This window comes from Streptomyces sp. NBC_00045 (assembly GCF_045041095.1).
GTDB lineage: Bacteria > Actinomycetota > Actinomycetes > Streptomycetales > Streptomycetaceae > Streptomyces.
Window position 1 is genome coordinate 5,905,776 of sequence record NZ_CP108271.1, and the last position, 19,121, is coordinate 5,924,896.

At 72.6% G+C, this 19,121-nt stretch carries 12 protein-coding genes; 11 read left to right on the top strand and 1 reads right to left on the bottom strand.

Going from position 1 to position 19,121, the window contains the following annotated elements:
- Positions 1 to 226 precede the first annotated feature (226 nt).
- The 6 genes from miaA (at position 227) to hflX (ending at position 8,325) form a co-directional block, all read left to right on the top strand.
- Positions 227 to 1,165, top strand: coding sequence for a tRNA (adenosine(37)-N6)-dimethylallyltransferase MiaA (miaA, locus tag OHA65_RS27775; protein ID WP_327278900.1), 939 nt, complete (start codon positions 227 to 229; stop codon positions 1,163 to 1,165).
- A gap of 131 nt (positions 1,166 to 1,296) precedes the next feature.
- Positions 1,297 to 1,833 carry a hypothetical protein gene (locus OHA65_RS27780; RefSeq protein ID WP_327285815.1) on the top strand — a complete coding sequence of 179 codons (537 nt, stop codon included), beginning with the start codon at positions 1,297 to 1,299 and terminating at the stop codon, positions 1,831 to 1,833.
- Between the two features lie 44 nt (positions 1,834 to 1,877).
- Positions 1,878 to 2,753: a diaminopimelate epimerase gene (gene dapF, locus OHA65_RS27785; protein ID WP_329314701.1), complete on the top strand. Its 876-nt coding sequence runs from the start codon at positions 1,878 to 1,880 to the stop codon at positions 2,751 to 2,753.
- A 140-nt stretch (positions 2,754 to 2,893) separates the two neighbouring features.
- Positions 2,894 to 4,999, top strand: a complete 2,106-nt coding sequence (locus OHA65_RS27790; RefSeq protein ID WP_327278902.1) for an HD domain-containing protein — start codon at positions 2,894 to 2,896, stop codon at positions 4,997 to 4,999.
- Between the two features lie 219 nt (positions 5,000 to 5,218).
- Entirely contained in the window at positions 5,219 to 6,664 is a 1,446-nt protein-coding gene (locus tag OHA65_RS27795) for a M1 family metallopeptidase (protein WP_327278903.1), read from the top strand.
- A 155-nt stretch (positions 6,665 to 6,819) separates the two neighbouring features.
- Positions 6,820 to 8,325: a GTPase HflX gene (gene hflX, locus OHA65_RS27800; protein ID WP_327278904.1), complete on the top strand. Its 1,506-nt coding sequence runs from the start codon at positions 6,820 to 6,822 to the stop codon at positions 8,323 to 8,325.
- Between the two features lie 95 nt (positions 8,326 to 8,420).
- Here hflX and OHA65_RS27805 read toward each other — a convergent pair whose 3' ends face one another.
- Positions 8,421 to 9,599 (bottom strand): hypothetical protein, encoded by a 1,179-nt coding sequence (locus tag OHA65_RS27805; RefSeq protein WP_327278905.1) that lies wholly within the window; start codon positions 9,597 to 9,599, stop codon positions 8,421 to 8,423.
- 249 nt (positions 9,600 to 9,848) lie between these two features.
- On the opposite strand from OHA65_RS27805, the gene OHA65_RS27810 reads away from it, so the two are divergent.
- From OHA65_RS27810 to OHA65_RS27830, 5 genes are all read left to right on the top strand, one after another.
- Positions 9,849 to 11,333 (top strand): diaminobutyrate--2-oxoglutarate transaminase family protein, encoded by a 1,485-nt coding sequence (locus tag OHA65_RS27810; RefSeq protein ID WP_405762607.1) that lies wholly within the window; start codon positions 9,849 to 9,851, stop codon positions 11,331 to 11,333.
- Positions 11,334 to 12,321: 988 nt separating this feature from the next.
- Positions 12,322 to 14,217 carry an IucA/IucC family siderophore biosynthesis protein gene (locus OHA65_RS27815; RefSeq protein WP_371646689.1) on the top strand — a complete coding sequence of 632 codons (1,896 nt, stop codon included), beginning with the start codon at positions 12,322 to 12,324 and terminating at the stop codon, positions 14,215 to 14,217.
- A gap of 6 nt (positions 14,218 to 14,223) precedes the next feature.
- On the top strand, positions 14,224 to 14,937 hold the full coding sequence (locus tag OHA65_RS27820) for a GNAT family N-acetyltransferase (RefSeq protein ID WP_327278908.1): 714 nt from the start codon (positions 14,224 to 14,226) through the stop codon (positions 14,935 to 14,937).
- Positions 14,938 to 15,113: 176 nt separating this feature from the next.
- On the top strand, positions 15,114 to 17,018 hold the full coding sequence (locus tag OHA65_RS27825; RefSeq protein ID WP_405762609.1) for an IucA/IucC family protein: 1,905 nt from the start codon (positions 15,114 to 15,116) through the stop codon (positions 17,016 to 17,018).
- 52 nt (positions 17,019 to 17,070) lie between these two features.
- The gene (locus OHA65_RS27830; protein WP_328763963.1) at positions 17,071 to 19,041 is read left to right on the top strand and encodes an ATP-dependent DNA helicase; all 1,971 of its coding nucleotides are present in this window, start codon (positions 17,071 to 17,073) and stop codon (positions 19,039 to 19,041) included.
- Positions 19,042 to 19,121 lie beyond the last annotated feature (80 nt).

The following is a 19,121-nucleotide window of genomic DNA, read 5'->3' on the forward strand; positions in this document are numbered from 1 at the left end:
CGACGCGACTTCAACGGTCGCATCTTCGCCCTTACGACGAAAAAACCGATCAAAAACGCCCATGTCTACTCCCATAACGTTACTCGTGCGGGTGAAGTTCCGCCTTGTGCGGCCCGGCCTCCGCCGGGCGTACGCCTGGTGGAACCTCGCCAGGGCAACGACCCCACCACCACCCCGTCACGTAACTCGATCGGGTACATGCCGCAACGTTTGCGAGACTGGGGCGGTGAGGAATGCAGCCCCCGCCCCGCGGGTCATCGCCGTCGTCGGTCCCACCGCGGCAGGAAAGTCCGATCTGGGCGTAGCCCTGGCCCGCCATTTCGACGGCGAAGTCGTCAACGCCGACTCCATGCAGCTGTACCGGGGGATGGACATCGGCACCGCCAAGCTGACGACGGAGGAGCGCGGAGGCGTCCCGCACCACCTCCTGGACATCTGGGACGTGACCGAGACCGCGAGCGTCGCCGAGTACCAGCGGCTGGCCCGCGCCGAGATCGACGCACTGCTCGCCCAGGGGCGTACGCCGGTCCTCGTCGGCGGATCGGGCCTGTACGTCCGCGGCGCCCTCGACGCGATGGAATTCCCCGGCACCGACCCGGAGGTCCGGGCCCGGCTGGAGGCCGAGGTCACGCTGCGCGGCCCCGGTGCCCTGCACGCCCGCCTCGCCGCCGCCGACCCGGCCGCCGCCCAGGCGATCCTGCCCAGCAACGGCCGCCGCATCGTCCGCGCCCTGGAGGTCATCGAGATCACGGGGAAGCCGTTCACCGCCAACCTGCCCGGTCACGAGTCGGTCTACGACACGGTGCAGATCGGTGTCGACGTGGCCCGGCCGGAGCTCGACGAGCGGATCGCGCTGCGCGTGGACCGGATGTGGGAGGCCGGGCTGGTGGACGAGGTCCGCAGGCTGGAGGCCCGGGGCCTGCGCGACGGAATCACCGCTTCCAGGGCGCTCGGCTACCAGCAGGTGCTGGCCGCCCTGGCCGGCGACTGCACGGAGGACGAGGCCCGCGCCGAGACCGTCCGGGCGACCAAGCGGTTCGCCCGCCGCCAGGACTCCTGGTTCCGCAGGGACCCCCGCGTGCACTGGCTCAGCGGCGCCGTCGCCGACCGGGGGGAACTCCTCGGACTTGCGCAGTCGTTGGTCGAACGAGCGGTTACAGCCTGATCACGTGATGGCATCGGGACGCCCCGTGCGCCCGTTCGGGGCCCTGACCCGTGCCATCATCAAATTCCGCGGGTGCGGTCACCGGCGGTGAACTACGGCGTACGAAGTCCGAGTGGGGAGGGCGCGTGGCGATGGAGGCCGGCCCTCGCGACACCGGGCAGGACAGCACGAGGCAGGAAGCGGACCCGAAGCTCTGGGGGAACCAACCCCCGGTCGCCGGGGGAGAGGCTCCCGAGCCCGAGGCCCTCGGCCTGCCCGCCGATCCCGCACGGCTGTCCCCCGACGGCCCGGACGTACCGGACACCGCCGAGGCGGAGGCCGCCGCCGGTCCCGAGTTCGAAGTCGAGCTGCGCCCGCAGCGCCGACTGCGCATCTGGCAGATCGCCCCGATCGTGATGCTGGCCGCGGCAGGCTCCCTGATGTTCGCCTTCCCGCTCGCCTTCGAGTTCGGCGACGGCGGAGCCGTGGTCGCCATGCTCGGCTTCCTCATCTGCTGCTGCGCCGGCGGCTGGGGGATGATGGCCGCGCGCCGCGTGGGCCACACCTGGCCCGGGCTCCCGCCGCGGGGCAGCGGCCGCCGCCCCGACTGGCGCATGGCCGGGCTGTACGGCCTCGTCGCGCTGGCCGTCGTAGCCCTGGCCGTGTACCGGGTCGCGCGGCTCCGGTAGGCGCCGCCGACCTGCACGGACACCCCGCTCGGTACCATGGGCGGGTGACGCAGACGAGCCTCTCCTTCCTCAAGGGCCACGGCACCGAGAACGACTTCGTGATCGTCCCGGACCCGGACAACGCCGTCGACCTGCCCGCGACCGCCGTCGCGAAGCTCTGCGACCGGCGCGCCGGCATCGGCGCGGACGGCGTGCTGCACGTCGTCCGGTCCGCCGCACACCCCGAGGCCGCGCATATGGCCGACGAGGCTGAGTGGTTCATGGACTACCGCAACAGCGACGGCTCCATCGCCGAGATGTGCGGCAACGGCGTCCGCGTCTTCGCCCGCTACCTCCAGTACGCAGGCCACGTCGAGCCCGGCGACCTGGCCGTCGCCACCCGTGGCGGCGTCAAGCGGGTCCACCTCGACAAGAGCGGCGACGTGACGGTCTCCATGGGTCGCGCCGTCCTCCCCGAGGAGCAGGTCACCGTCACCGTCGGCGACCGCACCTGGCCCGCCCGCAACGTCAACATGGGGAACCCGCACGCCGTCGCGTTCGTTGACAGCCTGGACCACGCCGGAAAGCTGCTCGACCCGCCCCCGTTCAGCCCGGCCGAGGTCTACCCCACGGGGGTCAACGTGGAGTTCGTCGTCGACCGCGGCCCCCGCCACGTCGCCATGCGCGTCCACGAGCGCGGATCCGGCGAGACCCGCTCCTGCGGCACCGGCGCCTGCGCCGTCGCCGTGGCCGCCATCCGCCGCGACGGCGTCGACCCGGCCGCCACCGGCGCGCCGGTCACGTACACCGTCGACCTCCCCGGCGGCACCCTGCTCATCACCGAACACCCCGACGGCCAGATCGACATGACTGGACCGGCCGTCATCGTGGCCGCGGGCGAGTTCGACGCGGCCTGGCTCACCGAAACGGCTTTCGGCTGAAGCTTCCCTCTAATGGGTGATCCGTTTCACGCTGAGCGAGAGGCGGACTGCGCCACGTGGTGGGGTCGGTAGCATCAGGCACCGGCCCTGAGGGCTCACCCCATGCCCGCCACCGCCGGTCGAAGCCGCCGGAGGTGCCCATGAGTGCAGAGGCCACGAACCCCGAAGCACGTCCCGACGCGCGCCCTGAACTCCGCAGACGAGGCCGGACCCGCCTTGACCTGCGACGACTCGGGCGCGCGGCCCTTCTCGGGCCCACATCCCGAGACCGGCTCCCCGATGCCATCGGCCACGTCGCGGAGGCGCACCGCGCCCATCACCCGGACGCGGACCTGTCCATCCTGCGCCGCGCGTACGTGCTCGCGGAGTCCTCGCACCGCGGCCAGATGCGCAAAAGCGGTGAGCCGTACATCACACATCCGCTCGCCGTCACCCTGATCCTCGCCGAACTCGGCGCCGAAACCACGACTTTGACGGCCTCTCTGCTCCACGACACCGTCGAGGACACCGAGGTGACCCTCGATCAGGTCCGCGCGGAATTCGGCGACGAGGTCTGCTTCATCGTCGACGGCGTCACCAAGGTCGAGAAGATCGACTACGGGGCCGCCGCCGAGCCCGAGACCTTCCGCAAGATGCTCGTCGCCACCGGCAACGACGTCCGCGTCATGTCCATCAAACTCGCCGACCGGCTGCACAACATGCGCACCCTCGGCGTGATGCGCCCCGAGAAGCAGGCGCGCATCGCCAAGGTCACCCGCGACGTCCTGATCCCGCTCGCCGAACGGCTCGGCGTCCAGGCCCTCAAGACCGAACTGGAAGACCTCGTCTTCGCGATCCTGCACCCCGAGGAGTACGAGCACACCCGCGCGCTCATCGCGGCCCACGCCGGGGAGCGCGACCCGCTGCCCGCCATCGCGGCCTCCGTCAGGGCCGTCCTGCGCGAAGCGGGCATCGCCGCCGAGGTGCAGGTCCGGCCCCGGCACTTCGTCTCCGTGCACCGGATCGGCCTCAAACGCGGCGAACTGCGCGGCTCCGACTTCGGCCGCATCCTCGTGCTCGTCGGCGAGAACGCCGACTGCTACGCCGTGCTGGGCGAGCTCCACACCTGCTTCACCCCGGTCGTCTCGGAGTTCAAGGACTTCGTCGCCGCCCCGAAGTTCAACCTGTACCAGTCGCTGCACACCGCCTTCGCCACCCCCGAGGGGTACGTGGCCGAAGTCATCGTCCGCACCCGCCAGATGCACCGGGTCGCCGAAGCCGGCGTGGTCGCCCTCGGCAACCCGTACGCCACCGCCCCGCCGGAGCCCGGCTCTGCGGCCGACACCGCCGACTGCGACGAGGAACGGGTCGACCCGACCCGGCCCGGCTGGCTCTCGCGCCTCCTCGACTGGCAGCAGTCCGCACCCGACCCCGACACCTTCTGGAGCGTGCTCCGCGCCGAGCTCGCACAAGACCGGGAGATCACCGTGTTCCGCGCCGACGGCGGCGCCCCCGGCACGATCAGCCTGCCCGCCGGGGCCAGCTGCATCGACGCCGCCTACGCCCAGTACGGCGAGGCGGCCCACGGCTGTATCGGCGCCCGGGTCAACGGGCGCCTCACCTCCCTGGCCTCCCGGCTGTCCGACGGGGACACCGTCCAGCTGCTGCTCGCCCACGACGCCTCCTCGGGGCCCGCCGCCGACTGGCTGGAGCACGCCAGGACCCCCGCCGCCCGGATCGCCATCGGCAGCTGGCTCCAGGCCCATCCCGACTCGGTGAAACCCACCGCCACCCCGGCCCGGGCACCGCTGTCCGTGGTCGGCGCCCGAGGCGGCGGCGGCAATGCCGTCGCCGACCTGCCGGACGCCACCGTGCGGCTGGCCGGCTGCTGCACCCCTGTACCTCCCGACGCCGTCGCCGGGTTCGTCGTACGGGGCGGGGCCGTCACCGTCCACCGCATCCACTGCGCGGCGGTGGCCCAGATGCGCGCGCTCGGACGGACCTCCGTCACCGTGCACTGGCGAGCCACGGCGGACTGCCGGGTCACCCTGCTCGCCGAATCGTTCGGCCGCCCGCACCTGCTGGCGGACCTGACCGAGGCCATCGCCCGCGAAGGGGTGGAAGTGGTCTCCGCGACCGTGGAACCGCCCGTCGAGCAGCGGGTGCGGCACACGTACACCCTGCAACTGCCCGACGCGGCCGGGCTGCCGGCCCTCATGCGGGCGATGCGGGACGTGCCGGGCGTCTACGACGTCCGCCGGGCCTAGCCCGCGTCCGCCCAGCCGCCGACCCCGGGCGGCGGGCCGGGCGGCGGGTCCGAGCGCCGGGCCTGGGCGCCGGGCTCCGGCGGGAACGGGGCGTGCGGCCGCCGGGACTGGGCCGGGGCGCCCCCGGGACTGGGCCGGGGCGCGGCCGGAAGGTCCCGTTCGGGTGGAACCGTCGCGCGCCGTACCCGGGCACGCGTCGGGCGCTGGTAGCGGTGGGGGATGCAGCTCTCCTCCCCGCGCCTGCGCGCCGCCCTGCTCGCCGCGGCCTCCCTCACCCTGGTCGCCGCCGTGCTGCCCCCGCCGAAGCCGCTGGGCATCGGCGACACGCTGTTCCCGCAGCTCGGGAACCCCGGGTACGACGTCCTCTCGTACGACCTGTCCTTCACGTACAAGGACAACAAGAGCCCGCTCGACGCGGTCACCGTGATCGATGCCCGCGCCCTGGAGCCGCTGGAGCGGATCAACCTGGACTTCACCCACGGAACGGTGGCGTCCGCCGAGGTCAACGGCGAGCCGGCGCGCTTCGAGAGCGCCGGGGAGGACCTCGTGCTCACCCCGGCGAGCCCGGTTGCGGCGAACGTGCCGCTCCGCATCGAGATCCGGCACACCAGCGACCCGCGCGGCATCGCCGACGGGGGATGGGTGCCCACCGACGACGGCCTGGCCATGGCCAACCAGGCCGACGCCGCCCACCGCGTCTTCCCGTGCAACGACCACCCGGCGGACAAGGCGTACTTCACCTTCCGGATCACCGCCCCGGCCGGTCTCACCGCCGTGGCCAACGGGGTGGCGGGCGCCCTCCCGGCTCCCCGGGTCGCCGGTTCGACGACGTGGACGTACCGGACCCTGCACCCCATGGCCACCGAGCTCGCACAGGTCTCCATCGGTGACTCGGCCGTGGTGGCGGGCACCGGTCCGCACGGCCTGCCGTTGCGCAGCGTGGTCCCGGCCGCCGACCGCAAGCGCCTGGACCCCTGGCTGAAGAAGACCTCCGGGCACGTCCAGTGGATGGAGCAGCGCGTCGGCCGCTACCCCTTCGAGAACTACGGGGTGCTGATCGCACGGGCGAAGACCGGGTTCGAGCTGGAGACGCAGACCCTCTCGCTCTTCGAGAACGGCCTGTTCTCCGGCGACGGCTACCCCGAGTGGTACGTCGACGCCGTCATGGTCCACGAGCTCGCCCACCAGTGGTTCGGCGACAGCGTCACCCCGCGGACCTGGTCCGACCTGTGGCTCAACGAGGGCCACGCCACCTGGTACGAGGCCCTGTACGCGGACGGCCTCGGCAAGTACTCCCTGGAGCGGCGCATGCGCGAGGCGTACCAGCGCTCCGACCAGTGGCGGGCGGCCGGCGGACCCCCGGCCGCCCCGAAGCCCGCCGCTCCCGGAGAGAAGATCGGGCTGTTCCGGCCGGTGGTCTACGACGGGGCCGCGCTGGTGCTGTACGCGCTGCGCCAGGAGATCGGCGAGAAGGCCTTCGACCGCGTCGAGCGGCGCTGGGTGGCCGAGCACCGGGACGCGACCGCCGGCACCGCGGACTTCGTACGCCTGGCCTCGGTCGTGGCCGGACGGGATCTGGAGGCCTTCCTGAAGCCGTGGCTGTACGGGAAGACGACCCCGGCGATGCCCGGGCACCCGGAGTGGGGCGGCCCGAAAAGCGTGTGACCGGCGGGGAACGGGCATGTCACCATCGACGGGGCCGCACGCCGGGGGAATCTCCCGGCGATGTGACACGTTGGACGTGACAGTGTTAGGTCACTGTTGCGCATGGCCCCGGCCGCGCAAGACACGGCCGCATTCGATATCGACGTAAGGATCCAATGACCTCCTCTTCTTCCCCTTCCCAGGACGCGCGGGACGCACGGGACGTGCAGGACTCGCAGAGCTTCACCGAGAGCCTTCGGGCCGACGCCCTGATGGAAGAGGACGTCGCCTGGAGCCACGAGGTCGACGGAGACCGCGACGGCGAGCAGTTCGAGCGCTCCGAGCGCGCGGCGCTGCGCCGTGTGGCCGGCCTCTCCACCGAGCTCGAAGACGTCACCGAGGTCGAGTACCGGCAGCTGCGCCTTGAGCGCGTCGTGCTGGTGGGCGTGTGGACCTCCGGAACGGTGCAGGACGCCGAGAACTCACTCGCGGAGCTCGCCGCCCTTGCCGAGACGGCGGGCGCCCTCGTACTGGACGGTGTCATCCAGCGCCGTGACAAGCCGGACCCGGCCACCTTCATCGGCTCGGGCAAGGCCCGCGAACTGCGCGACATCGTGCTGGAGAGCGGAGCCGACACCGTCGTCTGCGACGGTGAGCTCAGCCCCGGCCAGCTCATCGCCCTTGAGGACGTCGTCAAGGTCAAGGTGGTCGACCGGACCGCCCTGATCCTCGACATCTTCGCCCAGCACGCCAAGTCCCGAGAGGGCAAGGCACAGGTCGCCCTCGCGCAGATGCAGTACATGCTGCCGCGCCTGCGCGGCTGGGGTCAGTCGCTGTCCCGGCAGATGGGTGGCGGCGGCGGTGGCGGCATGGCCACCCGAGGCCCCGGTGAGACCAAGATCGAGACCGACCGGCGCCGGATCCGCGAGAAGATGGCGAAGATGCGCCGGGAGATCGCGGAGATGAAGACCGGCCGCGACATCAAGCGGCAGGAACGGCGCCGCAACAAGGTGCCCTCGGTCGCCATCGCCGGCTACACCAACGCCGGAAAGTCCTCGCTGCTCAACCGCCTCACGGGCGCGGGCGTGCTGGTGGAGAACGCGCTGTTCGCCACCCTCGACCCGACCGTGCGCCGGGCCGAGACGCCCAGCGGCCGGATCTATACCCTGGCCGACACGGTCGGCTTCGTCCGGCACCTGCCCCACCACCTGGTCGAGGCGTTCCGCTCCACGATGGAGGAGGTCGGCGACTCCGACCTCATCCTGCACATCGTGGACGGCTCGCACCCGGCTCCGGAGGAGCAGCTGGCGGCCGTGCGCGAGGTCATCCGCGAGGTCGGCGCGGTCAACGTGCCCGAGATCGTGGTGATCAACAAGGCCGACGCCGCGGACCCGCTCGTACTCCAGCGACTGCTGCGGATCGAGCGGCACTCCATCGCCGTCTCGGCGCGCACGGGGCAGGGCATCGAGGAACTCCTCGGGCTCATCGACTCCGAACTGCCGCGACCCGAGGTCGAGGTCGAGGCCCTCGTGCCGTACACGCGGGGCTCGCTCGTCGCCCGGGCGCACGCCGAGGGCGAGGTGATCTCCGAGGAGCACACCCCGGAGGGCACCCTGCTGAAGGCGCGGGTCCACCAGGAACTCGCGGCTGACCTGGCGCCGTACGTGCCGGCGAAGCGCTAACGCCGAGGCCGCTCGACGCGCTCGACGCTCAAGACGACGGAGGGCCCCCTGCCGTGCAGGGGGCCCTCCGTCGTCTGCCTACTTGAACCTTCTGCCTACTTGAACTTGGCGCTCACCGCGTCGAAGACCCCCTTGGCCTCCGGGCCCAGCCTGGGTCCGGCCAGCCAGCCCGCCTTGGCGGGGCCGATCGAGGTGTTCGAAACCAGCGCCGGCTTGCCGTCACTGCCCGCGGCCACCCAGCCGCCGCCGGAGGAGCCGCCGGTCATCGTGCAGCCGATGCGGTACATCACCGGGGCGTTCGTGGCCAGCGACAGCCGGCCCGGCTTGTCGGTGCACTGGAAGGCCTTCTGACCGTCGAACGGGGCCGCCGCCGGGTAGCCCGTCGCCGTGATGCCCGCGACCTTCGGCACCGCCGGTGCGTTGAACTCCACCGGGAGCGCCGAACCGACCGTCTCCTCCAGGGACTTGCCGGTGCTCTTCTCCGGGGTCACGTGCAGCACCGCGAAGTCGTACGGGGCGCCCGCGCCGCCGGTCGGACCGCCGTTCGCGATCCACTGGTCCGAGGTCTGTGCCCAGTCGCTCCACCACACGCCGTACGGGGCCACCTGTTCGCGCGGGGCACCCTTGAGCTGCGCCGCCGGCCTGCCCGCGTTGTTGTACGACGGGACGAAGGCGATGTTGCGGTACCAGCCGCCCGACTTGCCCGCGTGGACGCAGTGACCGGCCGTCCAGACCATGTTGGACTTGCCGGGATGGGCCGGGTCCTTGACCACGGTCGCCGAGCAGACCATCGAGCCCTCGGGGCCGTCGAAGAAGACCTTGCCGGACACCGGAACGCTCGTGTGGTACGGCGCGTTGGCAGCCTTGGCCTGCACCGGAGTCGGGGTCGGGTCCGTCACGCCCTGGTCCTTGCCGGCGTCCGGGTCGATCGCCGGGGTCTGCGGGGTCTTGTCGGCCTCACGCATCCGGTCCGGGTCCCACAGGTCCTCGATGATCGGGTTGACGTAGTCGCCCGCCTCGCGGAGCCAGTCCTCCTTCTTCCAGTTCTTCCACGCGCCCCCCTTCCACTTGTCCAGGTCGAAGCCGTGCTCCTTGAGCTTGTCCTTGAGCTGGTCCGGGATCTTGATGGTCCCGTCGGGCTCGGTCGGGAGGCTCGCCGCCACGGTCGGCTTGGCGTCGCCGCCGGCCTCCCCGTCGCCGGGTCCGCAGGCCGCGGCGGTCATGGCGAGTGCCGCCGCGCACAGGATCGCGGTGACCGGTCGGTTCGGGCGCATGTCGTGAATCCCCCTGGTGATTCTGGGCGTCAGACGCGGTGCAGTTGAGGTACGTGGGGCACGCGAGGTGCGTGCCGCCGAGTGCAGCACCCCACTATGCCGCTGCTGTTGGGGACGGCACAGGCCGGGGCCGCGGTTCCGGGACGGGAGGAACCGTGCACTCAGGGACGGGACAAGGATCTTGGGCACACCCGTGATCCGCTGCCGCCACCGTCGTTGGTACGTACGGGGGACGGGGGAGCAGCGTTCATGTTCGAGGCGCAATCCGGTGGAGCAGTCCGTGCGGGAGGTCCGAGAGTCGTGGCTTTGACCGAGCAGGGTGCGGCCGCCGCGCCGGTTCCGCCTCAGGGGCCTCACGAGCCCCAGGAACCCCAGGTGCCGGCGCAGGGAGGCCGGGGAACGGGGCCGGGCGTAGCCGTACCGCCGGGCGCTGACGGGGTGGAGGGCATCCTGCGCCGGCAGGCGATGCGGGAGTCCGCCGCCCGTACGTACGCGCGTTCCCTGCCCATCGTCCCCGTGCGCGCCCGGGGGCTCACCATCGAGGGCGCGGACGGGCGACGCTACCTGGACTGCCTCTCCGGAGCCGGCACCCTCGCCCTGGGACACAACCACCCAGTGGTGCTCGAAGCCGTCCGGGGCGTCCTCGACTCCGGGGCCCCGCTGCACGTCCTGGACCTCGCGACCCCGGTCAAGGACGCCTTCACCACGGAGCTGTTCGCCTGCCTCCCGCCGGAACTGGCCGCCGACGGCCGCATCCAGTTCTGCGGTCCCGCCGGTACGGACGCCGTGGAGGCCGCACTCAAGCTGGTCCGCACCGCCACCGGGCGCTCGGGGCTGCTGGCCTTCACCGGTGCCTACCACGGGATGACCGCCGGAGCCCTGGGCGCCTCGGGCGGAGCGCCGGACGTACGGGTGACGCGGCTGCCGTTTCCGCAGGACCACCGCTGCCCGTTCGGGGTCGGCGGCACCGAGGGCGCCCGGCTCGGGGCCCGTTGGACCGAGAGCTTGCTGGACGACCCCAAGGGCGGGGTGCCGACGCCCGCGGCGATGATCGTCGAACCGGTGCAGGGCGAGGGCGGGGTCCTCCCGGCCCCGGACGCGTGGCTGCGCCGGATGCGCGAGATCACCGAGGCACGGGGGATCCCGCTGATCGCCGACGAGGTACAGACCGGCGTCGGCCGCACCGGCGCCTTCTGGGGCGTCGACCACGCCGGGGTGGTGCCGGACGTGATGGTCCTGTCCAAGGCGATCGGCGGCAGCCTCCCGCTGGCGGTGATCGTGTACCGGTCGAGCCTGGACCTCTGGGCACCCGGAGCGCATGCCGGCACCTTCCGCGGCAACCAGCTGGCGATGGCGGCCGGGACCGCCACCCTTGCCTACGTAAGGAAGAACCGACTCGCCGAGCGCGCCGGAGCCCTCGGCGAGCGGATGCTGACGGCGCTCCGCGGGCTGGCCGCCGCCCACCCGTGCATGGGGGACGTCCGGGGCCGCGGCCTGATGATCGGCGTCGAACTCGTCGACCCCGACACCGGGGCGGCGGCGCAGGCCCTCGCCGCGGCCGTGCGACAGGAGTGCCTCAACCGCGGCCTGATCGTCGAACTGGGCGGCCGCCACTCCAGCGTCGTCCGCCTCCTGCCCCCGCTGACCATCACCGACGAGCAGGCCACCGCCGTCCTCGACCGCCTGGCCGACGCCATCCCCGCCGCCGCAGCAGCAGCCGTCCGGCTCCACTGACCCGCAAGGACCCGCGATGCCCGACTCGCAGCACCCCGCCACCAATACCCCGACCACTCCCTGGCGGGCGGGCGCCGACCCCGCTCAGGAACCGCAGACCACGGACGGAACCCCGCCCCCCGCCCCTGATGGGACCGCCGAGCCCGACGGCCAGGCCACCGCCACCCCCCAACCAGCCCAGCCGACCACCGCCTCCCTCACCCCCTGGACACTCGGAAGGCCGTGCGCCACCCCCCAGCCGGAGCTCGCCGGCCTGCCCACCTCACCCACCCCCCGGCCACCCCACGGGACACACGGCGCCGTCAGCGGGGGTGCCGTCGGCGGCCCCGAAGGGATCCCCTCCCGGCCCGAGCCAGCGGCCTCCGGCTTGCCCGCCTCACCGACCCCCCGGACGACGCTCCCGACCGGGGCCGCCTCCGAGGGCCTCGGCGGATGCACCCCGCAGCCGGAGGCAGCGGCCTCGCGCGTGCCAGGCTCACCCGCCCCCTGGACGCCCACCAGGACCGACGGCCCCGTCGCGCCGGGTGCCGCTGGCAGCTCCGACGAGACCGACCCGCCGTCGCAGACGCTGGACTCCGGCGCGGCTGGCTCGGGCGACCCGTGGACGGCCCCGGGGGATGGCGGCGCGGGCGGAACCGGGCGGCTTGGTGCCGCGAGCGACGCAGGCACGGACAATGGTGGGCCCGACAGCCCGGCGGTGCAGCAGCCGCAGGTGCCGGGCTCCACGCAGCTCCCGCCGCCCCCACAGCGCTCTGACCCCGATGCCTCCCGGGGCCTCGACGACCGCGATGACATCGGGAGCTTCGGAGCCACCACCACCGGCGGTGACGACCGGCGCGGACCCGTGGCGACCGAGCCCGAGCCGCAGCTGCCGCCCGGCTCCTCCGGCGGCCTCCGCGGCCCCGCGGGCCATGGCAGCGGCGACGACCACCAGGCGGAGACCACCCCGTGGCAGGCCCTCGGCGCCGGCGACCCCGCCGGAATCGGCGTGGCCGGGGCAGCCGCGGCCGAGGCTGCCTTCGTCCCGCAGCCCGCTGCAGCGGTGGGTCCGGCAGCAGGCGGGGCCACCGTGCCACGGCAGAAGGACGGCACGCTCCGGTCCCGCGTCGGCTCCGCCGGTCCGGCAGGGCCCGAACCCGCGATGCTGCCGGACCTGTTGGACCACCCCGACCCGGCCCTCGCCGCCGAGGCCGCGGCGGTGGAGAACCTGCTGAGGTGCTGGGTTCGCGAAAACGGCATCGGCCGCCCCGACGGGCCCGTCGGAACCCTCCTCCGCATCCCCCTCCCCGCATCCGGCACCACACTGCTCATCGCCGTCCGCTACTGGTCCCCCACGGGCTGGCACCGCTTCGCCCCGGCCCGGTTCGAAGGCGCGCCCGGCCACGCCCCGGCCCTGGACGCCGTCACCCTCGCCTCGCTGCTCGCCCGCGAGGGTGACAACGCCGGCCGTGGCGGAGCCGATCTCGTCGGCCGGGTCGCCGATTCGGTACGCCGCACCACCGAGTTCATCGCCGACCGGCGCGAACGGCCCACCCCGCCCGAACCCGTCGCCGGTGACCTCTTCCTCACCGCCGAACAGTCGCTCCTCCTCGGCCATCCCCTCCAACCGGACCCCAAGAGCCGCGAAGGACTCTCCGAGGCCGAAGTACGCCCTTACTCACCCGAACTCCACGGCTCCTTCCCCCTGCACTGGTTCGCGGTCGCCCCCTCGGCCCTAGCCACCGACTCCGCCTGGACCGAGCGCGGCCGCCCCGTTTCCGCCGCCCGCCTCCTCGGCAGGCTCGTCCCCGGGCTCCCGCTGCCCGACGGCACGACCCCCCTTCCCCTTCACCCCTGGCAGGCCCGCGACCTGCTCCGGCGCCCCGCCGTCGCCGCCCTTCGCGACGCCGGACTCCTGCACGACCTGGGCCCGTACGGGGACCCGTGGTACCCCACCTCCTCCGTCCGCACCGTCCACCGCCCCGGCGCCCCCGCGATGCTCAAGCTCTCCCTGGGCCTGCGCATCACCAACTCCCGCCGCGAGAACCTCCGCAAGGAACTCCACCGCGGCGTCGAGGTGCACCGGCTGCTCCGCACCGGCCTCGCGGAACAGTGGCAGGCCGCCCATCCCGGCTTCGACATCGTGCGCGACCCCGCCTGGATCGCCGTCGACGCCCCGGACGGCACCCCCGTCCCCGGCCTCGACACCGTGCTGCGACACAACCCCTTCCGCTCCCACGACGACGCCGTATGCATCGCCGCACTCACCGCGCCCCGCCCCTGGCCGGGCCGGACCACCATGCGCTCCCGCCTGGCCGAGACCGTCTCCCGGCTCGCCGCCACCACCGGGCGCCCGACCTCCGCCGTCGCCGCCGAGTGGTTCCTGCGCTACCTCGAACACGTCGTCCTGCCGGTCCTCGCCTTCGACGCGCTCGCCGGCATCGCCCTCGAAGCGCACCAGCAGAACACGCTGGTCCTCCTCGACCCGGCGGGCTGGCCGGTCGGCGGCCGCTACCGCGACAACCAGGGCTACTACTTCCGCGCCTCCCGCCGCGCGGAACTGGAGCGCCGGCTCCCCGGCATCGGCAGCGCCAGCGACACCTTCGTCTCCGACGCCGTCACCGACGAACGCTTCGCTTACTACCTCGGCATCAACAACGTGCTCGGCCTCATCGGCGCCTTCGGATCCCAGCGGCTCGCCGACGAGCGCATCCTGCTCGCCGCCTTCCGCCGGTTCCTCGGCAAGGCCTCCGGACTCGGACCGCTCCCCGCACGGCTGCTCGACTCACCCGTTCTGCGCTGCAAGGCAAATCTGCTCACCCGCCTGGGCGGCCTCGACGAGCTCGTCGGACCCGTGGACTCCCAGTCCGTCTACGTCACCCTCACCAACCCCCTCCACGATTGAGTGCCGATGCCCTCCACCGACACCTCCACCGCCGCTGTCGACTCCGTAGCCATCGCCGCCACGGCCACCGTCACCGCCACCGCCACCGTCAGCACCCGGATCCCCGGACGACGGCTCACCGCCCGGCTGCTGCCCCTGCTCGCCGAGGCCGAACTACTCGACTCTCCGGCCGGATGGGGTCCCGCCCTCACCTCGGCAGGAGCCTTCCGCCTCGAACCCGTGCGACTCGGCCGCCACCTGGAGCTGCTGACCGGATGGATGAACGACCCCGAAGTGGCCGCCTACTGGGAGCTCGCCGGATCCGCCGCCGTCACCGCCGCCCACCTGAGGGCCCAGCTCGACGGAAACGGCCACAGCATCCCCTGCCTAGGCCTCCTCGACGGCACGCCGATGAGCTACTGGGAGATCTACCGGGCCGACCTCGACCCGCTCTCCCGCCACTACCCGGCGCGCCCCCACGACACGGGTATCCACCTGCTCATCGGAGACGGCACGAACCGCGGCCGCGGTCTGGGCACCACCCTGCTGCGCGCCGTCGCCGACCTGGTGCTCGACAACCGCCCCCGCTGCGCGCGCGTCATCGCCGAACCGGACATCCGCAACACCCCCTCCGTGTCAGCCTTCCTCAACTCTGGATTCCGCTGTTCCGCCGAGATCGACCTCCCCGGGAAGCGAGCCGCCCTGATGATCCGGGAGCGGGCGCTGCGCAATCTCCTCTGAATTGCCGCCCCGCATTCCCGAATCCCTCCGGCGCACGCTTGCGCATCCAGCCTCTCCCCGCTCCACGACCGCCTGTTCACTTCCCCTTCCACCCCACCCCGATAGTCGCCCGTTCACGCCTCACCCTTCGAAAACTCTGCGTCGCGCAGCAAAGTTCCCGATCTTTGAGGAGTCCCGTGCCGAATTTCCCCGCCACCCCCGACTCCACCGGCTCCCGTTACTCGGAAGGTGTCGTTCCGACGTCCCCGCAGCACCCCTGCACGCCGCCCGAGCTCAACACCGCCACCTGGGAATCGGCCTGCCACCGCCTGCTCGCCAAGATGCTGGGCGAGTTCGCCTACGAGGAGATCGTCAGGCCCGCTCCCGCCACCACGTCCGCCGCCACCCCCACCGCCCCCACCGCCACCACCACCGGCGACGCCTGGCAGCTGACCCTCGACGACGGCAGCAGCCTCGGCTTCCGGGCCCGCCGAGGCGCCTACGGCAGCTGGCACGTCGCCCCCGACAGCATCACGCTCACCCCGCCCGCCCCGTCCACGGAGCCGCCGACCGCGTTCACGGACCCGTACGCCTTCCTGGTCCGCACCCGCACGCTCCTCGGCCTCGACGGCGCCACCCTCGGCCACCTGGTCCGTGAACTCAGCGCCACCCTCGCCGCCGACGCCCGCATCGACCACAACGCGCTCACCGCCGACGTCCTGGCCGACCTCGACCACGCCGAGCTCGAAGGCCACCAGACCGGACACCCCTGGCTCGTCCTCAACAAGGGCCGGATAGGACTGTCCGCCGCCGACACCGCCGTCTGGGCGCCCGAGGCCCGCACCCGCCAGCGGCTGCCCTGGCTCGCCGCCCACACCTCTCTCGCGTCCTACCGCGGGACGGCCGGCCTGGAAGACCCGGCCCGCCTCTACGCGCAGGAGCTCGACCCCGTCACCCGGGACGCCTTCGACCGGACCCTGCGCGCCCGCGGCCTCGATCCGCTCGGCTACCTCTACCTCCCGGTCCACCCCTGGCAGTGGGACGAGGTCGTGCTCCCCCTGTTCGCACCCGCCCTGGCCTCCGGTGCGCTGGTCCCGCTCCCGACCGACCCCGACTTACGCATCCCGCAGCAGTCGGTCCGCACGTTCCTCAATCTCACCCGCCCCGACCGGCACAGCGTCAAGCTGCCACTCTCCGTCTTCAACACCCTCGTCTGGCGCGGCCTGCCCTCCGACCAGTCCGCCGCCGCGCCCGCCGTCACCGCCTGGATCCGATCCCTCCGCGACGGCGACCCCTTCCTCCGCGACGAATGCGCAGTTGTCCTCCTCGGAGAGGTCGCCTCGGTCACCGTCCGCCACCCCGTGTACGACGAGCTCCCCGAGGTCCCGTACCAGTACAAGGAGCTCCTGGGTGCGATCTGGCGCGAGCCCCTGACCGGCCGGCTCGCCCCTGGCGAGCGGGCCCGTACCCTCGCCTCCCTCCTCCACGTCGACCCGCGCGGCCGTTCCTTCACCGCCGAACTCGTCGCTCGGTCCGGGCTGGCGCCGACCCACTGGCTGGAACGGCTCTTCGCCGCCCTCCTGCCCCCGCTGCTCCACTTCCTCTACCGCTACGGCACCGTCTTCTCCCCGCACGGCGAGAACACCACCGTGATCTTCGACGAGCAGGACGTCCCGGTGCGGCTGGCCCTCAAGGACTTCGTGGGCGAGGTCAACATCTGCCGCGAGCCGCTGCCCGAGCTGGCTTCCGTGCCCGCCGAGGTGCGCGGCGCGCTGCGCGACAAGCCCGCCGACTTCCTGCCCCAGTACATCCACTCCGGTCTGTTCGTCGGGGTCTTCCGCTACCTCTCCGCCGTGTGCGAGGACCGCCTCGGCGTAGCGGAGGAGGAGTTCTGGTCGCTCGTACGGGCGGAGATCCTGCGCCACCAGGCCCGCTTCCCCGAGCTCAAGGAGCGCTACGAGCTCTTCGACCTGCTCGGCGAGCGCATCGGGCGGCTCTGCCTGAACCGGAACCGGCTGTACGAGGACGGCTACCGCGACCGCCCGGACCGCCCACACGCGGTGGAGTACGGCACCGTGCCCAACCCCTTGTACCGGCCATGATTCTTCGACGTGGCGATCGCTGTCGGTGGCGCCCCGTAGGGTTGGCAGTGCTATGACGAAGCCCTCCCTCCCCGACCTGCTGCATGCCGCCGTCTCCGCCGTCGGCGGCACGGAGCGTCCCGGCCAGGTATCCATGGCCGAAGCCGTCGCCGAAGCGATCGACGACAACACACACCGGCTGATCCAGGCAGGCACCGGCACCGGCAAGTCCCTCGGCTACCTGGTGCCGGCCCTGGCGCACGGCGAGCGGGTGGTCGTGGCCACCGCCACACTCGCCCTCCAGCGACAGCTCGTCGAGCGCGACCTGCCCCGGACGGTGGACGCGCTGCATCCGCAGCTCCGCCGCCGCCCGCAGTTCGCCATGCTCAAGGGCCGGTCCAACTATCTGTGTCTGCACCGGCTGCACGAGGGCGCACCGCAAGACGAGGAGGAGGGCCTCTTCGACCAGTTCGAGGCGGCCGCCCCGACGAGCAAGCTCGGACAGGACCTGCTGCGCCTGCGCGACTGGGCCGACGAGACGGAGACCGGCGACCGCGACGACCTGACCCCCGGCGTCTCGGACAAGGCCTGGTCGCAGATCTCCGTCTCCTCCCGGGAATGCCTGGGCGCGACGAAGTGCGCGTACGGCGCCGAATGCTTCGCCGAAGCCGCCCGCGAGCGGGCCAAGCTCGCCGACGTGGTCGTCACCAATCACGCGCTGCTGGCCATCGACGCCATCGAGGGCGCCCCCGTGCTGCCGCAGCACGAGGTGCTGATCGTGGACGAGGCGCACGAGCTGGTCTCCCGGGTGACCGGTGTCGCCACCGGCGAGCTCACCCCGGGCCAGGTCAACCGTGCCGTGAAGCGTGCGGCCAAGCTGGTCGACGAGAAGACCGCGGACTCCCTCCAGACCGCGTCCGAATCGTTCGAGCGGGTCATGGAGCTGGCCCTTCCGGGTCGACTGGAAGAGGTCCCCGAGGACCTGGGATATGCGTTGGCGGCCCTGCGGGATTCCGCCCGCAACGTCATCTCGGCGATCGGCGCGACCCGCGACAAGTCGGTCCACGACGAGGACGCCGTCCGCAAGCAGGCGCTCGCCGCAGTGGAGAGCGTCCACGGGGTGGCCGAGCGGATCCTGCTCCGCTCCGAGTACGACGTCGTCTGGTTCGAGCGGCACGACCGGTTCGGCGCCACCCTCCGGGTCGCCCCGCTGTCGGTGTCCGGGCTGCTGCGCGAGAAGCTGTTCGAGGACCGCTCGGTGGTCCTGACCTCGGCGACCCTCAAGCTGGGCGGCGATTTCAACGGGGTGGCGGCCTCGCTGGGCCTCTCTCCCGAAGGGGTCGAAGGGGACGATGCGCCGGTCTGGAAGGGACTGGACGTCGGCTCGCCGTTCGACTACCCCAAGCAGGGCATCCTCTACGTCGCGAAGCACCTGGCCACGCCCGGCCGCGAGGGCACCCGCGGCGACATGATGGACGAGCTCGCCGAGCTGATCGAGGCGGCCGGCGGCCGCACCCTCGGTCTGTTCTCCTCCATGCGGGGCGCCAAGGCGGCCGCCGAGGAGCTGCGCGGCCGGCTCGACAACCCGATCCTGCTCCAGGGCGAGGAGACGCTGGGCGAGCTGATCAAGGCGTTCGCGGCGGACCCGAAGACCTGCCTGTTCGGAACGCTGTCGCTCTGGCAGGGAGTGGACGTGCCCGGACCCAGCTGCCAGCTGGTGGTCATGGACCGGATCCCGTTCCCGCGCCCGGACGACCCGCTGATGAGCGCCCGACAGAAGTCGGTCGAGGAGCACGGCGGCAACGGGTTCATGGCCGTCGCGGCCACGCATGCGGCGCTGCTGATGGCGCAGGGTGCGGGCCGGCTCGTACGGGCCGGCGGCGACCGGGGTGTCGTCGCCGTCCTGGACCCCAGGCTCGCCACGGCCCGGTACGGGAGCTTCCTGCGTGCCACGCTGCCGGACTTCTGGTACACCACGGACCGCAACCAGGCGCGGCGTTCGCTGGCTGCCATCGACGCTGCCGCGCAGGCGGACGGCAAGTAGAACGCGACGAGCCCCTGCCGACGTGCAGGCAGGGGCTGTGTGGTGCCCACGGACGGAGCGACGCACCAGCAGAACAACGA

Excerpts from the sequence above, each read along its gene's own strand:
- OHA65_RS27780 (WP_327285815.1), top strand. The coding sequence starts at position 1,297 with ATGGAGGCCGGCCCTCGCGACACCGGGCAGGACAGCACGAGGCAGGAA.
- OHA65_RS27790 (WP_327278902.1), top strand. The coding sequence starts at position 2,894 with ATGAGTGCAGAGGCCACGAACCCCGAAGCACGTCCCGACGCGCGCCCT.
- OHA65_RS27795 (WP_327278903.1), top strand. The coding sequence starts at position 5,219 with ATGCAGCTCTCCTCCCCGCGCCTGCGCGCCGCCCTGCTCGCCGCGGCC.
- hflX (WP_327278904.1), top strand. The coding sequence starts at position 6,820 with ATGACCTCCTCTTCTTCCCCTTCCCAGGACGCGCGGGACGCACGGGAC.
- OHA65_RS27805 (WP_327278905.1), bottom strand. The coding sequence starts at position 9,599 with ATGCGCCCGAACCGACCGGTCACCGCGATCCTGTGCGCGGCGGCACTC.
- OHA65_RS27810 (WP_405762607.1), top strand. The coding sequence starts at position 9,849 with ATGTTCGAGGCGCAATCCGGTGGAGCAGTCCGTGCGGGAGGTCCGAGA.
- OHA65_RS27820 (WP_327278908.1), top strand. The coding sequence starts at position 14,224 with ATGCCCTCCACCGACACCTCCACCGCCGCTGTCGACTCCGTAGCCATC.
- OHA65_RS27830 (WP_328763963.1), top strand. The coding sequence starts at position 17,071 with ATGACGAAGCCCTCCCTCCCCGACCTGCTGCATGCCGCCGTCTCCGCC.